Source organism: Phycisphaeraceae bacterium, from assembly GCA_019636675.1.
In the GTDB taxonomy this organism is placed as follows: domain Bacteria; phylum Planctomycetota; class Phycisphaerae; order Phycisphaerales; family UBA1924; genus JAHBXC01.
Window position 1 is genome coordinate 372882 of sequence record JAHBXC010000003.1, and the last position, 25769, is coordinate 398650.

The 25769-nt window shown below is 70.0% G+C and carries 15 protein-coding genes; 7 read left to right on the forward strand and 8 right to left on the reverse strand.

Features of this window, described 5'->3' with window-relative positions; all coding sequences use genetic code 11:
• Position 1: 1 nt before the first annotated feature.
• From KF684_11865 to KF684_11885, 5 genes are all read right to left on the reverse strand, one after another.
• Entirely contained in the window at positions 2–2752 is a 2751-nt protein-coding gene (locus tag KF684_11865) for an HAD-IC family P-type ATPase (GenBank protein MBX3353619.1), read from the reverse strand.
• Positions 2749–3768: a 2-hydroxyacid dehydrogenase gene (locus KF684_11870; protein ID MBX3353620.1), complete on the reverse strand. Its 1020-nt coding sequence runs from the start codon at positions 3766–3768 to the stop codon at positions 2749–2751. The genes KF684_11865 and KF684_11870 overlap by 4 nt, the downstream gene beginning before the upstream one ends.
• A gap of 56 nt (positions 3769–3824) precedes the next feature.
• Positions 3825–6536 carry a serine/threonine protein kinase gene (locus KF684_11875; GenBank protein ID MBX3353621.1) on the reverse strand — a complete coding sequence of 904 codons (2712 nt, stop codon included), beginning with the start codon at positions 6534–6536 and terminating at the stop codon, positions 3825–3827.
• Between the two features lie 33 nt (positions 6537–6569).
• The gene (locus KF684_11880; GenBank protein ID MBX3353622.1) at positions 6570–8219 is read right to left on the reverse strand and encodes a SpoIIE family protein phosphatase; all 1650 of its coding nucleotides are present in this window, start codon (positions 8217–8219) and stop codon (positions 6570–6572) included.
• Between the two features lie 103 nt (positions 8220–8322).
• Positions 8323–9240: a LysR family transcriptional regulator gene (locus KF684_11885; protein MBX3353623.1), complete on the reverse strand. Its 918-nt coding sequence runs from the start codon at positions 9238–9240 to the stop codon at positions 8323–8325.
• Positions 9241–9358: 118 nt separating this feature from the next.
• Here KF684_11885 and KF684_11890 point away from each other — a divergent pair, with 118 nt between their 5' ends.
• On the forward strand, positions 9359–10909 hold the full coding sequence (locus KF684_11890; protein MBX3353624.1) for a catalase: 1551 nt from the start codon (positions 9359–9361) through the stop codon (positions 10907–10909).
• A 242-nt stretch (positions 10910–11151) separates the two neighbouring features.
• On the opposite strand, the gene KF684_11895 is transcribed toward KF684_11890, so the two are convergent.
• The gene (locus KF684_11895) at positions 11152–12513 is read right to left on the reverse strand and encodes a DNA recombination protein RmuC (protein MBX3353625.1); all 1362 of its coding nucleotides are present in this window, start codon (positions 12511–12513) and stop codon (positions 11152–11154) included.
• Between the two features lie 22 nt (positions 12514–12535).
• The gene (locus tag KF684_11900) at positions 12536–15346 is read right to left on the reverse strand and encodes an insulinase family protein (GenBank protein ID MBX3353626.1); all 2811 of its coding nucleotides are present in this window, start codon (positions 15344–15346) and stop codon (positions 12536–12538) included.
• 274 nt (positions 15347–15620) lie between these two features.
• Here KF684_11900 and KF684_11905 point away from each other — a divergent pair, with 274 nt between their 5' ends.
• The 4 genes from KF684_11905 (at position 15621) to KF684_11920 (ending at position 21543) form a co-directional block, all read left to right on the forward strand.
• Positions 15621–16109, forward strand: coding sequence for a hypothetical protein (locus KF684_11905; GenBank protein ID MBX3353627.1), 489 nt, complete (start codon positions 15621–15623; stop codon positions 16107–16109).
• A gap of 265 nt (positions 16110–16374) precedes the next feature.
• Positions 16375–16800, forward strand: coding sequence for a hypothetical protein (locus KF684_11910; GenBank protein MBX3353628.1), 426 nt, complete (start codon positions 16375–16377; stop codon positions 16798–16800).
• Between the two features lie 99 nt (positions 16801–16899).
• Positions 16900–20832: a DNA polymerase III subunit alpha gene (gene dnaE / locus KF684_11915; GenBank protein MBX3353629.1), complete on the forward strand. Its 3933-nt coding sequence runs from the start codon at positions 16900–16902 to the stop codon at positions 20830–20832.
• A 117-nt stretch (positions 20833–20949) separates the two neighbouring features.
• Positions 20950–21543: a sigma-70 family RNA polymerase sigma factor gene (locus tag KF684_11920; protein MBX3353630.1), complete on the forward strand. Its 594-nt coding sequence runs from the start codon at positions 20950–20952 to the stop codon at positions 21541–21543.
• Here KF684_11920 and KF684_11925 read toward each other — a convergent pair.
• Complete coding sequence (locus tag KF684_11925; GenBank protein MBX3353631.1) at positions 21540–21893, reverse strand: hypothetical protein; 354 nt, start codon at positions 21891–21893, stop codon at positions 21540–21542. The genes KF684_11920 and KF684_11925 overlap by 4 nt on opposite strands.
• Before the next feature lie 250 nt (positions 21894–22143).
• Here KF684_11925 and KF684_11930 point away from each other — a divergent pair, with 250 nt between their 5' ends.
• Both KF684_11930 and KF684_11935 read left to right on the forward strand, forming a co-directional pair.
• Positions 22144–23217 (forward strand): PhoH family protein, encoded by a 1074-nt coding sequence (locus KF684_11930; GenBank protein MBX3353632.1) that lies wholly within the window; start codon positions 22144–22146, stop codon positions 23215–23217.
• A 96-nt stretch (positions 23218–23313) separates the two neighbouring features.
• A complete protein-coding gene (locus KF684_11935) occupies positions 23314–25767 on the forward strand; it encodes an HDIG domain-containing protein (protein MBX3353633.1) in 2454 nt (817 codons plus the stop codon).
• Positions 25768–25769 lie beyond the last annotated feature (2 nt).

Here is a 25769-nt window from a genome sequence, read left to right on the forward strand (position 1 = left end):
ATCAGCGCGCCCGTCGGGCCGCGAACGAACGCCTCACCCACTTCTCGAACCCCACGATCGCGAAGACGCCCGCCGCGACCCCCAGGATCATCGCCCAGTCGGCCAGCCCGATGGGCGCGCTGCCGAACAGCCGGTTCATGGCCGGGGTGTAGATGTACGCCCCGTGCACGAGCGCCATCGCGCCCAGCCCGACCCAGACATATCTGTTCGAGAACAGCCCGACGTGCAGGACCGAGTGCGTGAGCGAGCGACAGTTGAACAGGTACGCCGCCTCGCACGCGATGACGACGCTGACCGTGATGCTGCGTGCCTCGCCCGCGTCGCGATCCGCGAGGATTGCCAGTTTGAACAGCGTGTACGCGCCGCCAGCGATCAGGATGCTTACCAGACCCGTGCGCATCAGCAGCGCGCGGCTGAGCAGCGGGTCGCTCGGGTCGCGCGGTGGGCGCGACATGATGTCCCGCTCCTGCGGCTCGAACGCGAGTGGGAGCCCGATCAGGATCGCGCAGGTCATGTTGACATACAGCACCTGCACGGGCGTGATGGGCAGCACGCCCCCGATCGCGACGCCGGTCAGCACGATCAGCGCCTCGCCGCCGTTCGTCGGCAGCGTCCACGCGATGAATTTCGTCAGGTTGTCGTAGACGGTCCGCCCCTCCTCGACCGCCGCCTCGATCGACGCGAAGTTGTCGTCCGCCAGCACCATGTCCGACGCGTCCTTCGCGACCTCGGTGCCGGTGATCCCCATCGCGACGCCGATATCCGCCTGGCGCAGCGCCGGCGCGTCGTTCACGCCGTCGCCGGTCATCGCGACGACATACCCAAGCGACTGCAGCGCGCGGACCAGTCGGATCTTCTGCTCGGGCGTCATGCGCGCGAAGACCGTTGTCTCGTCGGCGAGCGCCGGCAGGTCGTCGTCGTCGACCTTCGACATCGCCGAGCCGGTGACCACCTCGGGTTGATCGTCGTCGGCGCGCTCTTTGTGCTTCCCCGGGCCCAGGCCGATCTTGGCCGCGATCGAGGCGGCGGTTGTGGCGTGGTCGCCCGTGATCATCTTCACAGCGATGCCGGCGTCGCGGCAGATCTTCACGGCGTCGATCGCCTCGGGCCTGGGCGGGTCCATCATCCCGATCACCCCCAGGAATCGCAGCCCTTTCTCGACATGCTCCTCGCGCAGGCGTTCGGTGTCGCCGGTCGCGTCGCCGGTGGCGAAGGCGAGCACGCGCAGGCCGTCCCTCGCCATCCGCTCCGCTTCGTCGCGGATCGCGTCCGCGTCGAGGTCAGTCGGTTCGCCCGATGAATCCGTCCCGCGCTCGCACATGTCGAGCACGCGTTCGAGCGCGCCTTTGAGATAGACGACGCGCCCCTCGGCGTCGTGTTCGTGCAGCGTCGCCATGTACTGGCGGTCAGACTCGAACGCGATCGCCGACAGGCGCGTACGGTCTTCGCGCAGCGATTCGGGCTCGAGCCCCGCCTTCGCGCCGACGACGACGAGCGCCCCTTCCGTCGGGTCGCCCTCGACCGACCAGCGCCCGTCGGACTCTCGCATGGACGAATCGTTGCAGAGCGCGGCGCAGACGAGGCACTCACGCAGGGCGCGGTGCTCGTCGGGGTCGATGGCGGCGCCGTCCCGAGAGATCTCGCCGCGCGGCTCGTAGCCGGCGCCGGAGACGCTGTACCGCGCGCCCCCAGCGTACACGCGCTCGACGGTCATCTCGTTTTTCGTGAGCGTGCCGGTCTTGTCCGAGCAGATCACGCTGGTGCTGCCCAGCGCCTCGACCGCCGGGAGCTTGCGGATGAGCGCCTTGCGCTTCGCCATGCGGGAGACGCCGATCGCGAGCATGATCGTGATCGCCGCGGGAAGTCCCTCGGGGATCGCGGCGACGGCGAGCGCGACCGCGCCGAGGAAGGTGTCGTACACGCTCTGGTCGCGCAGGAGCCCCATGACGAACACCAGCGCTGCGACGCCCAGGATGGCCCACATCAGCAGCGTGCTGAACCGCGCGATGGTCCGCGTGAGGGGTGTCGCGATCTGGTCGGCGCTGCCGATCAACTCGCTGATCCGCCCGATCTCGCTCGCGTCGCCGGTCGCGACGACCAGGCCCGTCGCTCTGCCTCGCGTCACGAGCGCCGAGGAATACGCCATGTTGACACGGTCCGCGAGCTCGGTGCTCTCCGCGAGCGGATCGGCGCTCTTGGCGACGGGCACGGACTCGCCGGTGAGCGCAGACTCGTCGATCTGCAGGTCGTTGACCTCGAGGAGGCGGAGGTCGGCCGGCACGCGATCGCCCGCCTCCAGCGCGACGAGATCGCCCCTGACCAGCTGGCGCGCGTCGACGCGCACGCGTTTCCCGGCGCGGATGACCAGGGCCCGCTCGCTCATCTGCATCCGCAGCGAGTTGATCGCCTTGAGCGCGCGGGATTCCTGCGCGAAGCCGATCGCCGCGTTGACCACGACCACGGCGAGGATCACGCCCCCGTCCAGCCATTCACCCAGCGCAAGCGTGATCGCGCCGGCGACCAGCAGGATGTAGATCAGCGCCGAGTGGAACTGCAGCAGCAGGCGCTTCAGCGGCCCGGCGCTGACGCGGCGCGTGATGTCGTTCGGCCCGTCGCGTTCGAGGCGCGCCGAAGCGTCATCGCTCGACAGCCCCCTCGACGCATCCGTCCCGAGGCGCGTCGCGGCGTCAGTCGCTCCGAGCGCGTGCCATTCGCCGGCGCGCTCGGGATCGTTGCGATCGGGCCGGCTCACGACGCGCTCGCGACGAGTTTCTCGAGCGTGACGAGGTTGTCGGGGTGCGGCGCGCCCCGTTCGAAGTCGGTGATGTTCTGCACCGTTGTGTCGGCGATGTTCGTGATCGCTTCCTTGGTGAAGAACCCCTGGTGCGCCGTGATGAGCACGTTGGGGAAGGTCATCAGGCGCACGAACACGTCGTCCTGGATGACCTTGTCGGACAGGTCGCGGAAGAACAGGTCGCCCTCTTCCTCGTAGACATCGAGCCCGAGCGCGCCGATGTGGCCGCTCTTGAGGGCGCGAATGACGGCCCTGGTGTCGACCACGCCTCCCCGGCTGGTGTTGATCAGCATCACGCCCTCGGGCATCATCGCCAGCGATTGTTCGTTGACGAGGTGGTGCGTCGCGGGCGTGAGCGGGCAATGGATCGAGAGCACGCGCGATTCACGCCACAGCGTCTCGAGCGGGACATACTCCACGCCAATCGCGGCGAGTTCGTCGTTCGGGAACGGGTCGTGCGCGATCACGCGGCAGCCGAAGCCCAGCATGATCCGCGCGAACGCGCGACCGATCTTCCCCGTGCCCAGCACGCCCACGGTCTTCCCGTGCAGATCGAAGCCCATCAGCCCGGCGAGGTTGAAGTTCTGCTCGCGAACGCGCGAGTACGCCCGGTGCGTCTTGCGGTTGAGCGAGAGGATCAGCGCGACCGCGTGCTCGGCGACGGAGTACGGCGAGTACGCCGGCACGCGCAGCGCGGTCAGTCCCAGGCGAGACGCGGCCTCGAGGTCGACATGGTTGAACCCCGCGGAGCGCAGCGCGAGCAGCCGCACGCCGGCCTTCGCGAGGCCCTCGAGCGACGGCGCGGACGCGTCGTCGTTGGCGAAGATCGCGGCGCAGGCGCAGCCCTCGGCCAGCGGCGCTGTCTGCGCCGTCAGCCGCACGTCGAGGTACACGAACTCGTGCCCGTGCCCCCTGTTGGCGGCGTCCATGATCTCGCGCTCGTACCCCTTGGTGCTGTAGATCGCGACTCGCATCGGCGCATGCTCCTGTGTTCGCGGAAGACGATCGATGATACGGCGTGCACGCGTCGTCAGGGTTTCAGCGATGAACCGCCCTTCACGGCGCCCGCGAACCCCCACGCCGCGAGCGCGACGACGAACAGTCCCAGAAGCACCGTTGCGCCGGCGTGCCACGCGTCGAGGTCGGGCAGGACCGGCGAGAGCGGCCCAAGCAGCACGAGCAGCAGGCACACGATCGCCGCGAGCACGCCCGCCCTCGTGAACAGCAGGTACACGATCGTGGCGGTCAGCACGGGCGTCGCGAAACCGATCCACGGGACCTGCCGGAACGAGCCCTGGTCGAACACAAGCAGCCACACCAGCGCGTACGCGCCGAAGACGAGCGGCGCACGCTTCAGCCACTTGCGCAGCATGACCAGCAGCACCAGATTGATGAATGCGAAGCTGACGGCAAAGCTGGTCGTGTCGAAAAGCAGCGAGAGCGCCGGCTTCATGCCCAGCCACGGGTTGAGATCCGCAACATCGCTGTCGAACGCTACCCCTCGATGCCACACAGCCACGAGGTTCGCGCCCTGCTTGGCCAGGCACGCCGTCGCTCCCCCGAGCAGGCCGAGCAGCACCGAGCGACCAACCTCCGGATCGATCACGCGACCCGAGAGCAGACGCGTCCACGCCACCAGGGACTGTGGCCACGCCCGTCTGACCGCGGGCTCGACAGCGAGGTACGCCAGGCCCACCAGCGCCGCTGCGAAGATCGTCGCGGCGAGCAGCCTGAAGGGGGCCCGTGCCAGATCAAGCGGGCCCCCATACATGTTCAGCCCGAACCCGAGCAGGGTCATGGCCAGCGTGGCCAGCGCGAGCACGATCGCGCCGCGCGCGTCCGCGCGCTGGCTCTGCATGTTGCGGATCGAACCGACGAGGATGAGCGTTATCAGCGTGAGGATCAGGATGATCCACGCCCACTGCCCGATGACGATCAGCAGCCGCCCGGTCGCGCTCTCGCCCGCCTGCTCATCCCCGGCGACGGTCGCCCAGGGCATCATGACGGAGAAGTGCGTCACACGCCCGCCCGTGACGCTGGCGTGCACGGTCACCTCGATGCTCGGGTCGTCGGGGTACTGGCCACGCCAGGCGCGGGCTGTGTCCGAGGCGAACATAGGCCTGAGCGGCGGGTCGATCGGCTCGAACGCGTCGATGTTCAACCCGGCGTGCGCGAACAGCTCACGGAATCGCGGCTCGTCGGGGATCTCCGGATAGGACGATTCGTGCGATGTGCGCCGGGCCGGGACGCGGTCGAGCCACAGCAGGCGTCCTCGCGTGTCGAGGATCACAACCCAATCGCCCGGGAGGTACGCCGGCGGATTGGTGATCGTGACGCCCGCGGGGACGAAGTCGTACGCGATGGTGTGGAAGAACCGCTCGGAGCCGCGCAGCGCGAAGAGCACAGAAGGCGGGCTGCCCCGACGCTGCCACTCGAGCCGGCGCTCGCGCGAGAGATCATCGCGCAGCAACCGATAGATCGTGCCGAACGAGTTGGCGAACATCGTCGCCTCGTGCGAGGCGTTCGATGGCCACCCGGCGATCGCGAGCGTCTCGCGGGCGCGTTCCTCGAGCACGGCCGGCTGGCGGGGCGTGGGCATCATGCCCCAGCGCTTGGTCAGTGTGTTGGCGAACACGAACAGCGTGAGCATCGCGAGTGCGCTGAGCGCGAGCGCAGCGGCGCGTCCGGGGCGCATCGTCTCGCCGCTGCCGCTCGCCGCGATCATCGAGGGGCTGGGGGTCTCGCCCGCCGCGAGCGCCGCCGCCAGCGGGTCGCCCCCGGGCAGTGCCGCGGCCACAGCGAGCGCCGAGGCGGGTCGCAGCGCCGGGTCGGGGGAGAGGCAGCGCAGGATCACGCGCTCGACCGCCGGGTCGATGTCGCGCACGAGCGACGAGGGCGCCTCGATCGCTTCGCGCGACTTCAGGTCGGTGATTGTGCCCTCGTCCCTGGCGTTGATCGCGCGCTTGCCCGTGAACAGTTCATAGAGGACCAGGCCGAGCGAATAGACATCGGTCCTGACGCTCGCTGCTGCGCCGGCGTGCTGCTCGGGCGCCATGTAGAGCGGGGTGCCGGCCTTGCCGCCGCTCGCGAGTTCTTCCGCGAGGCCGGCGATGCCGAAGTCGGTGAGGCGCGCCTCGCCGCGCCCGTCGAGCATGACGTTCGAGGGCTTGAGGTCGCGATGGATGATCCCGGCGTCGTGCGCCGCCGCCAGCCCGGCGCAGACCTGCCGGGCGATCTGCAGGGCCTTGTCGTGGGGCAGGCGCCCGATGCGCCGCGTCAGCGTCGCGAGGTCCTCGCCGTCGACGTACTCCATCGTGAGGAAGGACAGCTCGAGCGCCGTCGCGTCGGAGGGCCCGTAGGTCAGCTTCGCTTCGCCGATGTCGTACACGCGGCAGACGTGTCTGTGCGCGACCTGACGCGCGAGGCGCACCTCGGCGTGCAGTCGGTCGCGCATCGCCGGGCTGCGCGACGCCTCGGGGGGCAGGAACTTCAGCGCGACCTGCTGGCCGAGGCGCAGGTCCTCGGCGCGATAGACCTCGCCCATGCCGCCCTTGCCCAGGAACGAGACGACCCGGTACCGATCCGCCAGCACGACTCCCGGCGCGAAGCGACCGCCCAGCGTGGTGCGCGAGTGCGTCGAGGTGTCGTGCGTTCGACCGGACGTCGCGGCGTCCTGGCGCAGCGAGCGGGTCGCGAAGTCGTCCTGCCGGTCCTCGGGTTGTGGAGGGACTGGGGTGCTCACACGGCGGGCACTGTACCGCAGGACGCCCGGTCGTCAGACGCCGATGGAGATCGAGGCGATGGTGACATCGTCCGCGTAGTGCTCGCTCTCGGCGTGAAGGTGCAGGGCCTGGCTGAGTCGCGCCACATCGTCGTCGCTGCAGTCGCTGCCTCGGAGGGCGTCGAGGGCGGCCTCGAAGCCCAGCTGCTCGCCCCGGGGGCAGGTCTGCTCCGCCACGCCGTCGCTGAAGAGCACGACCCGATCGCCCGGGGTCAGATCGAGCGATTCGGAGTGATACTCGGCGAGCGGGTCGATGCCGACGAGCACGCCTCGCTCCGAGACCACGCGGACGACCTCGCCGCTGGCCCGTACGACGGCGGCGTAGCCGTGCCCGGCGTCGACGAAGCGGATCACCCGCTCGTGCGGGGTCGCGATCCCGAGCCAGAGCGACAGGAACCGACCCTCGCCGACGCGCGCCGGGAGCGACCGGTTAAGGCGCGAGACCGCCTGCGCCGGGTCGACGCCGCTCTCGAGCATCGCGCGGAGCTGGGCCTGGGCGGTCGCCATCACGAGGGCGGCGCCCATGCCCTTGCCCGACACATCGCCCAGGAAGAACGCGACGCCCCCCCCGGGCAGGGCGACGACGTCGAAGAGATCGCCCGCCACGATGCGCCCGGGCTTCCAGTGCAGCGTGTAGGTCGCGTGGGCCGCCGACCCGGACTTGGGCGGCATGAGGCGCTCCTGCGCCTGGCTGGCGGCGCGGAGGTCGTTCTCGAGCACGAGCTGGCGGCGTTCGTACTCGCGCCGTCGCAGGTTGCTGAGCGCCACGGAGAACATGCGGGTCAGGGCGGCGAGGTACTCGGAGGAGTCGGCCTCGACCGGCCCGTGGTCGTCGCGCGAATCGAGATAGACATACGCCTGCACGCTGTCACCGACGACGACGGGCGCGCACATCGCGGCGCGGATACCCAGCGCCGCGATGCTGACGGCGTCGGGGAGTTCGTCGGGCCCGCGCACGCGCGTGACGGTGCGCGTCGCGCCGGCGGCGCGGATCAGCGAGCGGCTCACGGAGATCTTGTCGAGCCGGACATCGCGCCCGTCGCGCCGGTGGGCGGCGATCGCCTCGATCTCGTCGCCCGAGCCGGTCGGCCGGATGACCGCGCCCAGGGGGAAACCCGTGCCGACGACGGCGGCCTCGACGACGGCGCGACCGAGCGCCGGCTCGTCCTGGGCCGCGTGGATCGCTTCGGCGCAGCTCATCAGCGCCTCGAGGCGCTGACGCGCGAGGTTGCCGATGTCCACGTTGCCCATCGACTCGATCAGCCCGGCGGCCTCGTCCTCGAAGGTCGTCAGGCCGGAGCTGCGCTGGTCGCCGATCTGGACCGCGAACAGCCAGGGCCCGAGCCCGACCAGATCGCCCGACGCCAGCGGCGCCGGGATCATCTCCTCGAGTTTCACGCCGTTGACCGTCGTGCCGTGGCGACTCCCGGCGTCGGCGATCGTCCACCCGCCTTCGCCGTGCGCGATGATCGCGTGGCGTCGCGACACCGCCGGGTGCACCAGCAGGATGTCGCTGCCGGGCAGGCGACCGACGACCGCGAGCGGGCCACCCTCGACGGCGACGGCGCTCGTCGGCGGCCCGGACACCGGCGAGAGCCGCAGCGCCGGGATGGGCGTCGTCACGATCAGGGTGGTGGTTGCCACGCGGGGATGATAACAACGCGACCAGCGAGCGGGCCCGATTTCGACGCGATCCGGGTCCTTCCCGGGGCGCGCGACCGTGGGGATTCGGGGTGGGCCCCGGGGCTCAGCGCGCCGGCGCTTCGGGGTGGAAGCGCAGGGAGGGGCCTCGCAGCATGTCGCGAACGATCTCGGCCGCCAGCGTGGCAGCGCCCGGCCTGGTGCGTCCCTTCCTCCACGCGATCGCGACAGACCGGGTCGGGTTCGCGCGCGCGATGGGCGCGTACCGGCGCCCGGGGTCGCGGTCAGTCGCGGCGCACATCTCCGGAACGATCGAGACGCCCATCCCCGTCGACACCAGCCCCAGCACGGTCTGGAGCTGCGCGCCGCGGCACACAACACGCGGCGCAAGCCCCTTCGCGGCGCAGAAGCCCTCGACCTGCCCGCTCAGACAATGCATCTCGTGCAGCACGATCGCCGGCGCCTCGCGCAGCGCCGCCAGCGTCATCGCCGAGTCCTCCCAGCGCCGGTCGCGCGGCGTCGCGACCAGCAGGCGCTCTTTGCCCAGTTCCTCGACCTCGACCAGCGGGTGCTCGGCGGGCACGCTCACGAGCGCGCAGTCGATCTCGTGGTCCGCGAGCGCGTCGAGCAGGCGCGAGGTGACGTCCTCACGCACCGAAACCTCGCACCGGGGTCGCTCGGCGCGCAGCCGGGTGAGCAGTCGCGGCAGCACGAAGGGGGCGATGGTCGGGATCGCGCCGATGGTGATCGAGCCGCCCAGAGGGTCCAGCTCGCCGCGAAGCCCGTCCTCGGCGTCGCGCACCTCGCCCAGGATCCGGCGCGCCCTCGGGAGCAGGGCGCCCCCGGCCTCGGTCAGGACGGCGCCGCGACCCACGCGATCGAACAGGCGCGCGCCCAGCCCCTCCTCGAGCTTGCGGATCTGCTGAGAGAGCGAGGGCTGGGCCACGTGGCAGGCGCGGGCCGCCTTGCTGAAGCTCCCGGCTTCCGCCGCCGCAACGAAGTACCTGAGCTGGTGCAATTCCATAGACAGATCCTATACATTCAAGCGGAAAGAAGTCTTCGACACTCTGGCTCAAACGGGGTACTCTCGGATGTCCTCCTCTGGAGGACCACCGCCCCGACGCTCTGAAGGGAGAGCTCCCATGACCGACGCGACCAACCGCCCGAACCTCACCACCGCCGACGGGTGCCCCATCGGCGCCCAGCAGGCCCTGACCGCCGGCGCGCGCGGGCCGCTGCTCATGCAGGACGTGCAGCTCCTCGAGCAGATGCAGCACTTCAACCGCGAGCGCATCCCCGAGCGCGTCGTGCACGCCAAGGGCTCGGGCGCGTACGGCACGTTCACCGTCACCAACGACATCACGAAGCACACCCGCGCGAAGCTCTTCGAGAAGGTCGGGAAGAAGACCGAGTGCTTCCTGCGCTTCTCGACCGTCGCGGGCGAGCGCGGCGCCGCCGACGCCGAACGCGACGTGCGCGGCTTCGCCCTCAAGTTCTACACCGAAGAGGGCAACTGGGACATGGTGGGCAACAACACCCCCGTGTTCTTCGTGCGCGATCCCTACAAGTTCCAGATGTTCATCCACACGCAGAAGCGCGACCCGAAGACGAACCTGCGCGACATGGACATGCAGTGGGACTTCTGGTCGCTCTGCCCCGAGTCGCTGCACCAGGTCACGATCCTCTTCTCCGACCGCGGCATCCCGGCTTCCTACCGCACGATGCACGGCTTCGGCTCGCACACCTACTCGTTCGTGAACGCCAAGGGCGAGCGCGTGTGGTGCAAGTTCCACTTCAAGTCGATGCAGGGCGTCAAGAACTGGATGGACGACGAGGCCGCGAAGGTCATCGCCGCCGATCGTGAGTCGCACCAGCGCGACCTGTTCGACGCGATCGAGAAGGGCGACTTCCCGAAGTGGAAGTTCTCCGTCCAGATCATGACCGAGGAGCAGGCGAAGACCTTCCGCTGGAACCCCTTCGACCTGACGAAAGTGTGGCCGCACAAGGAGTTCCCGCTCATCGAGGTCGGCGTGCTCGAGCTGAACCGCAACCCGGCGAACTACCACGCCGAGGTCGAGCAATCATCCTTCAGCCCCAGCGCGCTCGTCCCGGGCATCGGGCCCAGCCCCGACAAGATGCTCCAGGCGCGCCTCATGTCGTACGCCGACGCGCACCGCTACCGCGTGGGCAACAACTTCCAGCAACTCCCGGTCAACAAGCCCCGCTGCCCCGTCATGCACTATCAGCGCGACGGCGCGATGGCGACGGCCGAGTCCTACGGCGCCAAGCCCAACTACTGGCCCAACACCCGCGAGGGCGCGCCCGACGTCAACCCCTCCTTCCGCGACCCGGCGTGGGACCTGGGCCAGACCATCGCCGACCGCTACGACTCCACCGTCGATCACGACGACTACACGCAGGTCGGGAACCTCTACCGCCTCTTCGACGACGGGCAACGCGAGCGACTCGCGACCCGCATCGCCGGCGTGCTCGGCCAGGCGCGCCAGGAAGTCCAGATGCGTCAGCTCTGCCACTTCTTCCGCGCCGATCAGGACTACGGCGTGCGCGTCGCCAAGGCGCTGGGCGTCGATGTCAGCGGGTTCCTCCAGAGCCACGCGCCAGCGCCCTCCACCAACGGCAACGGGCATTCACCCGCTTCCGCAGGCACGACGCGCGCCCCGGCGCACGCGTGATTCCGAGCCATCTCCCCGGGCGGGGTTGATCTCCCGCCCACTCCTTGCCGAAACGCCCGCCGCTGTGTTCCGCGGCGGGTGTTTCTTTTTTACCGCAGAGGTCGCAGAGTGGGGGAATGGGGGTGGCGTGGTGCACGCGCAGCGGGCGCCACGGCGCGATGCAGAAGCGATCTCCAATCTTCCCCCATCCCGCTTGCGGGAGGGACCGGGGGAGGGTCTTCGGAATGCTCGGGGCCTGCGGATTACGCCTCGCCGCTGGTCGCGTCGCCCTCGCCTTCGGAGAGCGCCGGCAGGCGCGTCGCGCCGTCGAGGGGCTTGAGTTCCTCGACGACCTTCGCGGTGGCGGCGCCCTTCTCCTCGAAGCGGCGCAGCGTGGGCATGACGCGCGACTCGACCGAGCCGACGAGCTTGTTGTAGCGGTCGCGGGCCGCGTCGATGGCCTTGCCGAGACTGCCGATGTACTCCACCACGCGCCCGACGCGATCGTGCAGCTCTTTGCCGAGGGTGAACAGCTCGTTGGCGCTCTCGGTCAGCACCGCCTCGCGCCAGCCGACATTCACGGCGCGCAGCAGCCCGATGAGCGTGCTGGGGCTGGCGAGGATCACGCCGTTCTGCGCCGCCATGTCGAGCAGTTCCGGCCGGCGTTGCAGGGCGGCGTCGATGAACTGGTCTCCGGGCACGAACATCACGACGAACTCGGCCGAGCCCTGCTCGACCTTCCAGTAGGTCTTATCGCTGAGTTTCTTCACCTGTTCGAACACGTGGCGCGCGAAGCGGTCGAGGTGCTGCTCGGCCAGTTCGGGCGTCTCGGCCTCGATCGCGTCGAGGTACGCCTCGATGTTGCACTTGGCGTCGATGATGACGACGCGCCCGTTGGGCAGTCTCACGATCATGTCGGGCCGGAGCAGGCGCCCGTCGTCGTTGCGCGAGCTGTCCTGCGTGGTGAAGTCGCAGTAGTTCCGCATGCCGGCGACCTCGACAACGCGCTCGAGCTGGATCTCGCCGTAGCGACCCCGGACCTGGGGCTTGCGCAGGGCCTTCACCAGGTCGCCGGTGCGCTCGCTGAGCTGCCGCCCGCTCTCCTGCATCTGCCGCACCTGCGCCAGCAGGCCCTCGTACGCGCCGACGCGCTCCTTCTCCATGAGCCCGAGCTTCTCGTCGGTCTTCTTGAGCGCGTCCTGGATCGGCTTGAGCAGCGCGTCGACCGCCTTCTGCTTCTCCTCGACGCTCGCGTTGGTCTGGGCGTGGTGCTTCTCGAAGGTCTGCTTCGCCAGCGAGAGGAACTGCTCGCTGCTGTTCTTGAGCGCGTCGCCGGCGAGCGAGTTGAAGGATTCCTTCAGGGTGGCGATCTGCGCCTGGAAGCGTTCGGCCTCGCGGCGTTCTCGCTCCTGCGCCTCGCCGAGGCGCGCCGCGTGGGCGGCGCTCTCCTGGCGCGCGACGCCGAGTTCGGCGCGGATCTCGTCGCGCTCGCGGGTCGCGAGCGCGCAGCGCGTCTGGGCGTCGTCGAGGGCCCTCGCGGCGCGGGCGCGGTCCGCCAGCAGGAACACGACGGCGCCCAGGGCGCCGGCGGCGAGCACGCCGAGCACGATCGTGAAGATCACCATGCGGGCAGTCTATCGGGTCCGGTCAGCGCGCCGCGGGTCGGACGACCACGCGCACCGCGTCGCCGCCCCGGAGGCGATCGGCGATCTCGCGCTGGACGCTGGCGGCGTCGACGCCGGACAGGGCTTCGCGCCGGCGCTGGAGGAGGTCGACCGGCTGGGCGCGCCGAGTCGAGACGCTCAGGGCGCGCGCCCACGCGCCCGGCTCGAGCAGCTCGGCGTCGAGCGCCCGGCTCGCCGCGGCGCGGGCGCGCTCGAACTCCTCGTCGGAAAGGCCCTCGAGCGCGACCGTCTCGTAGACGCGCTCGGCCGCCTCGACGGCGAGCCCGACCCGATCCGGGGCGACGAGCATGGGCGTGTAGCACATCGAGAACCCGCGCCAGCCATCGACGGGCAGGAACATCGCCCGCGCCTCGTTGGCGATCGCGAGGTCGCCCGACAGCGCGTCGCGCACGCGCGGCGCGAGCGACCTGGCGGCCAGCTCCATGATCGCCCAGGAGAACGCGTCGTCGCCGGCGTCGCTCACGAACCCGACGAGGGCGGCGGCGTGCGACGCGAGCGTGTCGAGCTCCAGATCGGCGCGCATCGGCGTGCGCCCGCGCGCCGGGGCGTCCTCGCGCAGCGCCGAGGGGACGATCGCACGGCGCGTTGGGATGCTCCCGAGGAGGCGCGCGCCCAGGTGCATCGCGTCGGCGCGCGTCGCGTCGCCCACGATCGCGACCTCCACGGACCCGCGCTCGAGCAGGTCGTCGAGCCACGCCTGCGCGAGTTCGGGGGTGATCGCGCGCAGGTCCTCGTCGCTGGGCGGGCTCACGCGCCGGTCGTCGCCCTCGACGCCCGGGGCCCACATCGCGCCGCGCAGCGCGTCGAAGGGCTGGGTCCTCGCGAGCGAGGCGCGCTCGAGGGCGGAGTGGCGCCAGCGCTCCAGCGACGACGCCTCGACGCGCGGCTCGCGCAGCAGCGCGCCGGCCAGCGCGAGCGCCGTCTCCAGGTCGTCGCGCGACGCGCGGATCGACAGACGCACGAGGTCGTGATCGGCCCATGCGCGCACGCGCAGGTCGGCGCCGGCCAGCGCGTCGCGGATGTCGCGCGAGGAGAGCGACGAGGTGGCCGCGTCGCGCCACGCGCTCAGGGCCGCGTCGGTGATTCCCCGCGGCACGCCGGGCTTCTCGTCGATCTCGCCGCCCCCGACGGTGATCTCGACCGTGACCGTTCCGCCGCCCGGCGTCGCCTCGCGGTGGTGCACCACGAGGTTGTTCGCCAGCGTCGCGCTGAGCACGCCCGACGCGGGGTCGGCCCGCAGCGCCAGCGCGCGTGCCTCGGTCGCGGTTGGCGGCAGCAGCGATTCGGCGGACGCCGGCTCGACCAGCCCGTGCTCCAGCGCCGCGGGCTCGTCGGCGCGGGCCCGCGCGATCAGTCTGACGAGGGCACGTTCGCTCGCACGCTCGTCGGCCACGCCGGTCGCCGCCAGCGCCGTCAGGCCCTCGCGCAGCCCGAAGGCGCGGATCGTCGCGTCGCGCAGCTCGGCGGCGCCTGCGCCTGCGATGGCTTCGCGCACGGCGAGGAGTCGCTCGGACGGGGTGCGCACCGGCTCGCCCAGGCGCACCAGCTCGGCGATCCGGTCGGCGGCGTCGGCGCTGGTCTCGGCGTTCTCGCGCCGGGCGGCGCTCTCGAACTCGCGAAGGGCCATGGTCAGCGCGAGCCGGGCCTCTCCCTCGCTGTACCCGTGCGCCTCGACGCGCCGGATCTCGGTCGCGAGCACGCCCATCGCGTGGTCCCAGCGCCCGGGCGCGTTCATCGCGTGCACGATGTTCAGCCAGACACCCGGGCTGAAGGCCTTGCTCATGACGACCAGCTCGCTGAGCGCGTCCTCGCCGGTCATGCCCTCGGTCGCGAGTTCGAGCCGGCGCTTGAGCGCCTCGGCGCCGGCGGCGCGCAGGACGGACTCGCGCATCGTGTCGGGTTGGCCCGGGGTCATGATCCACCGTGTCTCGGGAGACGCCCCGACGCCGCGCTCGACGCGGATCAACTCGGCGACGCCGAACATGATCTCGGGGTCACGGACGACGATCGCGTCGGGCGTGCCGGCGGTTTCATGGCGACGGGCTGGGGGCCTCGCGAAGGCGGGCGCCATGGCGGTGACGAGCACCTCTCGGGTGAGGCCCTCCTCGGTCAGATCGCCGGTGTCCCCGGCGACGATCAGCGTCGGCGATCCGTCGCCCCAGTGCGCGCGGAACGCGTGCGACTTGAGGTCTTCGGGCGAGAGTGCTTCGAGCTCGTCGGCGCGGCCAACGAACGGGCCGGGCGCGATCCCGAGCGGTTCGAAGAGCGCGCGGGTCGCGCACTGATTGACGCGAAGATATGGCGAGGTCCATCCTCGCAGCTCCTCGCGCACGCTCGCCAGCGCGCTCTCGAGGGACGCGGGCTTGTGCAGCCCGATTCCCGCGCGCACTTCACTCAAGAGGGCGAGCGCTTCCGCGACGGTCTCGTCGCTCGCGTTGGTCAGATCGATCCGGTAGGTCGTCGCGCGCATGTCGACCGTCGCCGCCCGGTGCGCGTGCTGGCGCCCGCCCATCGACGCGAGCAGCGACCGGGCGCGCTGGTCTCCCTTCGCGGCGCGGGCTTCGAGGCGGTCCATCGCCGAGTCCCAGAGCGCGTGGCTCATGATGTGCGCCAGGCCGCTCGCGCCTGCCGGGTCCGCGCCGGCGCCGCCCTTCATCACCAGGCGCAGCGAGACCTGCCCCTCGGCGGCGTGCGCCTGCGAGACGATCAGAACCTTCGAACGCTTGGTAATGACATCGTCTGTGACCTGCGCGTTGACTTGCTGCGCCGACACGACCCCCGCGTTCGCGAGAAACGGGCAGCTCGCAATGGCCCCGATCCAGAATGGTGCGCGGCGTGGGTGACGCATAGCTGAGGTCGATCGGCCGCCCGACGCGTCGGACGGGCCGCGGATGGTACCACCCCGCGCGACCGGGGTTGCCTTCGCGTCGCGACCCCTCGCCTGAGAATGAGCCTCGATTCACAGCCCCTTCACCGGCTGGCGGGGGACTGCGCCGTTTAGTGGTGGGCAGACCTGGACCCTGGAAGCCCTTTTTTGGAGTTTCGCCATGATCACCGGACTTTTTGACAACGAAGTCGCCGCCGCCAAGGCGCTCAACCAGCTCGAGATCGCCGGCTTCGGCCCCGACGATGTGAGCATCGTCGCGTCTGAGAACATCGATCGCGACGCGTTCGCGATCAGCTCGCATTCCAAACTCCCCGAAGGCGCCGCGATCGGCGCTGGCACGGGCGGCGCGATCGGCGCGCTCGTGGCCGGGCTGACCGCCGTGGGCGCGATCGCCACGGGCGGCGTGGGGCTCGTGGTGGCCGGGCCGATCGTCGCGGCGTTCGCCGGGGCCGGGGCCGGCGCGGCGGCCGGCGGCATTCTGGGCGGGGCGATCGGCGCCGCGATTCCCGAGCACGAGATCAAGCACGTGGAGGAGGCGATTTCCAAGGGGAGCGTCCTTCTCGGCGTGCACTGCGACGACTCCGACGACCGCGAGCGCGTGCGCACGATCTTCAAGAACGCTCGGGCCTCTCGCATCTCCAACGCCTGACCGGTTCCGACCCGATGCGGCGTGACAGGCACGACGATCGAGCCCCCGCCAGCCGCTGGTGGGGGATGCTCGGCGCCGCGATCCTCGCGGCGGTCCTCACCCTTCTCGGGGTCTGGATCGCCGTCAGGGTCGCGGGGTTTTTCTCGGCCGGGTCAGAGCCGGCGCCGCCCCCGCCTCGCGACACGATGGACGAGGCGCCCGGCCCCGACAATCGGCACACCACGATGCCGGTTTCCCCCCAGCCCACCCGATCCGGAGACATGCCGTGACGCCCCTCGCGAGGCGACAAGCGTTGGGCGCGGCCTTCGTCGTCGCAGCCGGCGCGAGCATCGGGTGTGGATCGTCGACGAGCACCACCGGCGTGCGCATCGGCGACGAGACCCTCCGCCAGTTCAAGGCGGGCGTGACCACTGAGGAGTGGCTCATCGCGATCCTCGGAGAGCCGACCAGTTGGTCGATCGTCGAGGGCCTCCCGAACACCAAGGTGTTCCGGTATTCACTCGACGAGCGGCAGGGGGGGTTCTTCTCTGTCTTCACGGGATCTTCGTCGCAGAACGCGGCCGTCGTCTACTTCATCCTGACCGATGGCGTCATGACGCGCTACTGGACCGACCGCGAGATCGAACGGACCATCACCGGGCGACGCGTCGAGGAAGCGGGGGGAGAGAAAGCGGGCGGGCTGATCCCGTGATCTCTTGAATCGATGTGGACAGCCTTGCGCGTCTCGCCGCCGCGCGCACTGCCCAGTACAATCGTCTCACGCCTATTCGTAGAGCGCGGAGACCACGAGATGGCCGGAACACCACAAGATGTTGTATCACCGGGGGATGCCATCCCTCGTGAGCAGCAGTTCGTCCATCTCCACCTGCACTCGGAGTACTCGCTGCTCGACGGCGGGAACCGGCTCGACAAGCTCATCGCGCGCGTGAAGGCGCTGGGGATGACCTCGGTCGCCGTCACCGACCACGGCAACCTGTTCGGCGCGATGGCGTTCTACTGGGCCGCCAAGAACGCCGGCATCAAGCCCATCCTGGGGTGCGAGGCGTATGTCGCGCCCAACCACCGGACCGACAAGGTCCACACCGGCGTGCAGGACGGCGGGTTCCACCTTGTCCTCCTCGCGGAGAACAACGCCGGTTGGCAGAACCTGCTGTACCTCGCGTCCGAGGCGTACCTGACCGGCTTCTACTACAAGCCGCGGATCGACAAGGAGCTGCTCTCGACGCGCTCCGACGGGCTGATCGCGATCAACGGGCACCTGGGCTCGGAACTCGCTCACCACCTCGTCGAGTTCGAGAAGACCAAGGACCCGGCGCACTGGAAGAACGCGGTCGCGTGCGCCGAGTGGCACGCGAAGACCTTCAAGCCCGGGCCGAAGGGCCCCCGGTTCTATGTCGAGCTGCAGCGCCATGTGCCCGAGCAGGAGGCGATCAACCCCCACCTCAAGCGCCTGGCGCGCGAGCTTGAACTGCCTCTGGTCTGCGACAACGACTCGCACTTCCTGCTGGAAGAGGACTGGGACGCGCACGACACGCTGTGCTGCATCTCGATGGGCAAGATCAAGTCCGACGAGAACCGGCTGAAGTATCCCAAGGACCTGTTCGTCAAGTCGCCCGAGCAGATGCGCGCGCTCTTCAGCGACTGCCCCGAGGCGGTCGACAACACGGTCGAGATCGCCGAGCGCTGCGAGGTCGACATCGAGATCGGCAACCATGCGCCGGTCGTGCGCGTGGTGCGCCCGAAGAAGGCGAAGGCGTACAAGGGCGAGAAGGACCTCACCGCGTGGTTCAAGGCCTTCTGCGCCGAGTTCACGCTCGAGCCGTTCGATTCCAACAGCGCCACCGACGAGAGGGAAGCGAAGAAGCTCGAGAAGGAGTGCGACGACACGCTGCGCGATCTCTCGAACGCGGGGCTGATCTGGCGCTACGGGCCCGAGATCCTCACCGACGAGGACGACGCGACGCGCACCGCCGACGAGAAGCGCGCCATCCGCGCGCGTCTCGAGCGCGAACTCACGATCCTCGCCGACAAGTCGATCTCGGCGTACTTCCTGATCGTGTGGGACTTCGTGAACTGGGGTCGGCAGCGCGGCGTCCCGGCGATGGCCCGCGGCTCCGGCGTCGGCACGATGGTCGGTTATGTGCTGGGCCTCTCCAACGCGTGCCCGGTGAAGTACGGCCTGCTCTTCGAGCGGTTCACCGACCCGAACCGCTCGGAATACCCCGATATCGATATCGATCTGTGCCAGGACCGGCGCTCCGATGTCATCAGCTATGTGCGCGAGAAGTACGGGCACGTCGCGCAGATCATCACCTTCGGGACGCTGAAGGCGCGTGCCGCGATCCGCGACATCGGGCGCGTGATGGACATCCCGCTGCCCGAGGTGGACAAGATCGCGAAGCTGGTGCCCGAGGGGATCAACGTCACGATCGATGTCGCGCTCCAGCAGGAGCCCGACCTCAGGGCGATGTATGACGCCGACCCGCGCACGAGGCAGTTGCTCGACACGGGTCGCACGCTCGAGGGCCAGGTCCGCCACGCGAGCGTGCACGCGGCGGGCGTGATCGTGGCGACGCGACCGCTCCACGAGATCGTGCCGCTGTACAAGGCGCCCGGCTCGGACGACGTCGTGACCCAGTGGGACGGCCCGACCTGCGAGAAGATGGGCCTTCTCAAGATGGACTTCCTGGGCCTGCGCACGCTCAGCGTGATCGAGCGCGCCAAGCACCTCATCCGCACGACGCTCCCCGAGAGCGCGATCCGCGCCGCGGTCGGGTGGGACGACGCGCGCGCCGGCGACCCGCTCGACCTCGACCGCCTCGCGTTCGACGACCAGCGCGTGTTCGAGTGCTTCCGGCGCGCCGACACGACCGGCGTGTTCCAGTTCGAATCCGGCGGCATGCGCCGGCTGCTCTCCGAGATGCGCCCCGACCGTCTCGAGGACCTGATCGCGGCGAACGCGCTCTTCCGCCCGGGGCCGATGGACCTCATCCCGACCTACAACAAGCGCAAGCACCGCGAGGAGCAGGTCCCGTCGGTCCACCCGATCGTCGACCGCTTCACCGCAGAGACCTACGGCGTGATGGTGTACCAGGAGCAGGTCATGCAGATCTGCCACGAGCTGGGAGGCATCTCGCTGCGCGACGCGTACTCGCTGATCAAAGCGATCAGCAAGAAGAAGCAGAAGACCATCGACGCCGCCAAGCCCGAGTTCATCGAGGGCGCGGTCAGAAAGGGCATGGGCAAGCGCGAGGCAGACGAGCTCTTTGAGTTGATCCTGAAGTTCGCGGGGTACGGCTTCAACAAGTCGCACTCGACGGCGTACGCGATCACTGCGTACCACACCGCGTACCTGAAGACCTATTTCCCGAACCAGTACATGGCCGCGTTCCTGACCTACGAGAGCCAGGCGCTGAAGGTCGATGAGTGGATCAAGTACCTGGATGACTGCCGCAAGACGGTGTTCCCCGATTCGGAGAACGGCTCGCACGTCGGCGTCGAGGTGAAGCCCCCGGACATCAACCTGTCGGAGTCGGACTTCTCGGTCGTGTTCGTCGACGGCGAGACGCGCGACAACTGCCACGGGCACGTGCGGTTCGGCCTGCGCGCGCTCAAGGGCGCCGGGGCGAAGGCCATCGAGGCGGTCATCGCCGAGCGGGAGCGCTCCGGCCCGTTCACCTCGCTGCACGATTTCTGCGAGCGGGTGCCCTCGGGCTCGCTCAACAAGGCGACGATCGAGGCGCTGGTCTGCGCCGGCGCGTTCGACTCGGTGCACGGGCGCGACAAGCGGGCCAACATGGTCGCGACCATCGAGTCGGCGGTCGCGGCCGGGCAGACGATCGCGCGCGACCGCGCCGCCGGCCAGAACGCGCTCTTCGGGTTCGGGGGCGGTGACGACGCGCCCGCGCCCGCGCCGCCGCTGGCGAACGCCGAGCCGTGGGGCGAGCGGGAACTGCTGCAGCGCGAGAAGGACACCCTCGGGTTCTATCTGTCGTCGCACCCGCTCGCGCAGCACGGCGAGAAACTCGAGCACTTCGCGACGGCGACGACGACCACGGTGCGCGAGGCAAAGCAGGACGAGCGCCATGTCGTGGGCGGGCTGGTGAAGTCGGCGCGCATCATCGTGACGCGCAACGGCAAGACCGCCGGCTCGAAGATGGCGATCGTGACCTTCGAGGACCGCGCAGGGACCGTCGAGTCCGTGCTGTTCTCCGACTGCTACGCCAAGTACGGGCATCTCATCGTCGAGGACGCGATCCTGCTCATGATGGGCAAGGTCGACCACTCGCGCGGCGACGCGCAGATCATCGTCGACAAGGTCTGCGATCTCGAAACGGCGGCGACCGAACTCGGGCGGCGCATCGAGGTGGTCATCGACGAGCGACGGCTCAACGGGTCTTCCGAGAAGGCCCTGCGCGACCTGCGCGAGGTCGTCGAGGCCCACGCCGGGCGCGAGGAGCCCGCCGCGCTGCCCAGCGGCGAGAAACGCCCGCGCGCCACACCGCTCCAGATCGTGCTGCGCACCCAGGCCGGCAAGCGCGTCACCCTCGAAGCGTCGGCCTGGCGCGTCAGCCCCACCGACGACCTGCTCGCCGCGCTCACCAGAACGATGGGGAACCACAATGTCCGTTTGGTGACCGACACCTCGCCTGGCATCGAGGAGCGACACAGGTACCCGTCGCGCGGCCCACGGTCAGGGATGCGCGAGCCGGCGTTCGCGTGAGGAAGCGTTCACAGAACCGGGGTTTTCCCTTGTCCCGTTCGGCAGAAAAGCAAGTACTTTCAGTGTGTGGAAAAAGATCCGGGCACCATCACGAAGGCGGTCAACTCTCTGGGGACCGTGAGCAGTGGTTCCGCGGACGAAGCCGCCATCTCCTTGCTGTACGAAGAGTTGCGTCGGCTCTCGGCGTCGGCGGTGCGGCATGAGCGCGCCGAGTTCGGCGTCCTGACCACGGACATTCTTCATAAAGCGTTCGAGCGCCTGTTCTTGCGCCCTCGCGCCGAGGGCAAGCCCGTGCACTGGAAGGACCGGCACGAGTTCTACGGCGCCGCGGCCCAGACGGTGCGCCGCATCCTGATCGAAGAGGCCCGGAAGCGCCTCGCGATCAAGCGGGGGGGCGGCGTCAGGCATGTCCCGATCGAGAACATCCGGGACGCGCTGGCCGCGCCCCCGGACTTCCTCCTCCGGCTCGACGAGGAGCTGGCGGCGTTGCGGTCGCTGAACGATCGCGCGTCGCGCGTCGTGGAGCTTCGGTTCTTCGGGGGGTATTCATCGGAAGAGATCGCCGACGCGCTGGGCGTTTCGGCGCGCACCGTGCGCCGCGACTGGGACATCGCGCGTCTCTGGCTGTACCGGCGCATCGCGGGAGAGGGCTCGGGGGAATTCGCGACGCTGGTCGAGCCGAACGAAGATCCCGAAGCGCAGCAGCCCTAACGCGCGTACGCGGGCCGATAGGCGAGCAGGTCGGCGCGAAGGGCGTGCCGCCGCTCGTCCTCTCCGAGCGCCCCGAGCGTGATGTCGAAGTCGATCCAAGGGTCGGAGGGGAGGGAGCTTTCGACGGTTCGCGCGGCGCGGACGCGCACGACGCCGCGCTCGCCGCGGATCCCGAGCAGGTGGAAATCGCGCGCCGCGTCGCCGCGCTCGACGACCTCGAGGACCGCCAGGCCGCTGCGTGACGACGCCCAGTGGACGGCGGAGAGGATGTCGCGCCACGACGCGTGGACGACGGGCCAGGGTGGGGGTGTTTCGTCGGTCCACTCGGTCCGGCCGCGCAGGTCGCCCACCCCCGGCGCCCCCGGCGCCCCAGACGCCCCCGCAGGCGCGTGCGTCTCCCGGGCGGCGATGCCCCCTGATCCCCCGACGCCCCCTGCGCCCCCGGACCCCCCGGCGCACCCGAACAGGCCCCCTGCGCCGACGAGGATCAGCGCGAGCGCCCCTCGCGTACAATGACGGCGTACGAGCCCCGTGATGATCGGGCCTTTCGCTCTCGGCGCGGGTGTGTTGCGAGCGAGCGGTCTTTGGAGTTCCCTGCGAGTGGATGTCACCATCCGTGTCCCTTCCGGCGCCGACCGTGTGACCTTCCTGGGCTCCGGCGACCGCAACCTGAAGATGATCCGCGAGGCGCTGGGCGTTCATGTCGCGGCGCGCGATCACGATATCAGGGTTTCTGGAGAGCCGCAGGCCGTCGCCGCCGCCCGGCGCGTGCTGGAGCGCATCGGCGTGCTGACGAGTGAGACCGGAGCGGCGGGGAGCGAACGGATGCTCTCGCGGCGCGAGGTGCTGAACATCATCGCCGACGCGGCGTCCAACACTGTTGGCGAGGGCGCCGAGTTCGAGAGCGAGGACGCGATCGAGTACCACCTGCGACAGGACGACCGCGCCGCGTGGGAGGGTCCGCTGGAGGCCTACGCCGCCGGTCGGCGCGTCGCGGGCAAGAGCGACAACCAGACCGCGTACCTCGAGGCGATCCGCACGCACGACATGGTGTTCTGCATCGGCCCGGCCGGCACGGGCAAGACTTATCTGGCGGTGGCGGCGGCGGTCCACGCGCTCAAGACCGGGCGCGTGAAGAAGCTCGTTCTCGTCCGCCCGGCGGTCGAGGCCGGCGAGAAGCTCGGCTTCCTCCCCGGCGACCTGCAGGCGAAGGTGAACCCCTACCTGCGCCCGCTCTTCGACGCGCTGCACGACATGATGGACTTTCCGACCATCAAGCGATTCATGATCAACGATGTGATCGAGGTCGTTCCCCTGGCCTACATGCGCGGGCGCACGCTCAACGACGCGTGCATCATCCTCGACGAGGCGCAGAACACCACCGTCTCGCAGATGAAGATGTTCCTCACGCGCATGGGCCAGCGCTCGAAGATGATCGTCACGGGCGACACCACCCAGATCGACCTCGACGACCCCACCCAGTCCGGGCTCATCGACGCGGCCAGGCGCCTGCGCCGAGTCCCGGGCATCTCCTTCGTCGCCCTCGACCGCGCCGACATCGTGCGTCACTCTCTCGTCCAGAAGATCGTGGAGGCCTACGGCGACGACCGCCCGGGCGAGAGGCCCGAGAACCATTCACCCGTCCCGCCCGGAGCGACCGGGCCCACGTCCTGATATCACGCGTCGGCCCGATCGTGCCGATGGAGCATGAACCCGTCCCCCTGCCCCCCATCCCCCAGACCGCCGGGGGGCGTGAACGAAGATCAACGCATGGCAGAGCGTCCAGTCATCCGAAGCGCACGCACCGCGCCCTCGCGTGGGGTCGCCGCGCGCCGGCGCGAGCTGCGCAAGGCGCTCGAGCGCCGCGAGGGCAACCTGCTGCGCGACCTGGCGCACAATCCTCAGGCCGGGCTGGCGCTGGCGATCGCGCTGTCGTTCGCGATCCTCGCCGGGCTGGTGGGGGCGTGGGCGCACGACCGGCCTCGCGTCGCGATCGGTCGGACGGCGCAGGACTCGCAGCTGGTGCGCGTGGAGTTCACGCGCGAGAACACGACCGCGACCGAGAGCCGGCGCGAGTCGGCGCGTCAGCAGTCGCCGCGCGTGTATGTGGGCGACCAGGCGATCTTCCAGGAGCTCGAGTCCTCGTTCGCGCGCCTGCCGCGCTCGCTGGCGCAGGCCGAATCACTCGAGAATGTCGCGCTGGAGATCCGCTCGCTGTTCCGTCTGGATGAGGCGTCGCTGAGCGCGATCCGCGCGCAGGCGACCGCCGATGGGGGTGTGAGCGAGCGCTGGTCCGCCTCTGTCAAGTCGTTCATCCGCGAGCTGGAGCGCACGCCGATCCTGCGCGCCGAGGAATACCAGGTCCAGGACATCTCGCCCGGCACGCGGATGGAGCTGCGCCTTCCCGGCGTGGTGAACCCGGTGCCCAAGGACCGCGCGCTGAGCGTCGCCAACGAGGAGCGCCTGCGCGAAGAGTTGCGCCGGCTCGCCCGGCGGGCCGGGTTCGACGACGCCGAGGCGCGCCCGCTCGTCGACCGCATCGCGCCGCCCCGGGGGGCCCGCGCCACCTTCAGCTTCGACGAGGTCGCCACCCAGATCGAGCGCGAGCGCGCCGCCAACGCCGTGCGCCCGGAACTGCTGGTCTACAAGAAGGGCGATGTGCTGCTGCGCCGGGGCGACATCATCGACGCGTCGCGCGCCGAGCTGATGCTCGCCGAGCGCGAGGCCTATCGCGCCGCCGAGGCGCGCGAGCACCCGCTCTCACGCCCGTTGCGCGGCCTGGCCACCGTCACGCTCTTCGCGATCGCGACGCTTGGCGCCTCGCTCTACATCGTCGTGTTCTACCCGGCCGGCGAGCGTCGGCCCTCGCGCCTGCTGCTGGTCGCCCTGCTGGCGCTGGTGACCTTCTTCGTCGCCGCGTGGGCCGCCGAGGTCAGCCCGGGCGCGACCTATCTCGTGGCGACCCTCCCCACGCTCTTCTTCGCGTCGGTGCTCGTCATCGTCTACGACCAGCGCTGCGCGCTGCTCATGGGCGGGCTGCACGCGGCCCTGCTGGCGGCCACGCTCCAGCTTCCGCTCGCGTTCGCGATGGCGCTGCTCGTCGCGATCGCCGCCATGATCGCCCAGCTCGCCGAGATCCGCCAGCGCACCACGCTCATCCGCGCCGGGCTCATCACCGCCGGGGTCGCGTTCCTCATCGTCATCGCCACCGGCGTGTTCGACCGGCCCATCTTTGATCCCTCGCGCGACGATTCCGGCTTCCTCACCCCTGCCCGGCGCGAACTGCTCGTCGACGCGTCCCTCTTCGCGGTCTCCGCGATGCTCGTCTCGTTCCTCACGCTGGGCCTGCTCCCGGCGATCGAGCGCCTCTTCGATGTCCTCACCGGCATGCGCCTCATCGAACTCCGCGACCCCAAGCAGCCCCTGCTGCGCAAGCTCGCCCAGCGCGCGCCCGGAACCTACACCCACTCCATCACCGTCGCGGCACTCGCCGAGTCCGCCGCCGACGCCGTCGGCGCAGACTCCCTCCATGTCTATGTCGGCGCGCTCTACCACGACATCGGCAAGATGAACAAGCCCGACTACTTCGTCGAGAACCAGGGCGGCGGCTTCAACCGCCACTCGCGCCTCTCGCCCGCGATGTCGCTGCTGGTCATCGTGGGCCACGTCAAAGACGGCGTCGAGATGGCCTACGAAGAGGGCCTGCCACGCTCGCTGCGCCACTACATCGAGTCCCACCACGGCACCACGCTCGTCGAGTACTTCTACCACCGCGCCAAAGAGCAGGCGGAAGAGAACAAAGAGGGCGCGCCCGCCGAGATCGGCTACCGATACCCCGGGCCCAAGCCCCAGACCAAAGAGGCCGCGATCCTCATGCTGTGCGACGCCGTCGAGTCCGCGACGCGCGCGCTCGCCGAGCCCACGCCCTCGCGCATCGAGTCGGTCGTGCGCACCATCTCGCTCAAGCGCCTGATGGACGGCCAGTTCGACCAGTGCGACCTGACCCTCCGCGAACTCCAGGTCATGGAGGACGCGGTGATCAAGTCGCTCAACTCGATCTACCACGGGCGCATCGCGTACCCCTCATCGTCCGGCGGCGAGAAGACCGAGAAAGTCCGCGGCCAGAAGACCAGCGCCGCCGCGCCGGTCCCGGCGCAGGCCCAGCCGGCGCAGAACGGCGCGGCGACCGAGCAGGCGCAGGCCGCGAAGCCGACGGGGACATGAGC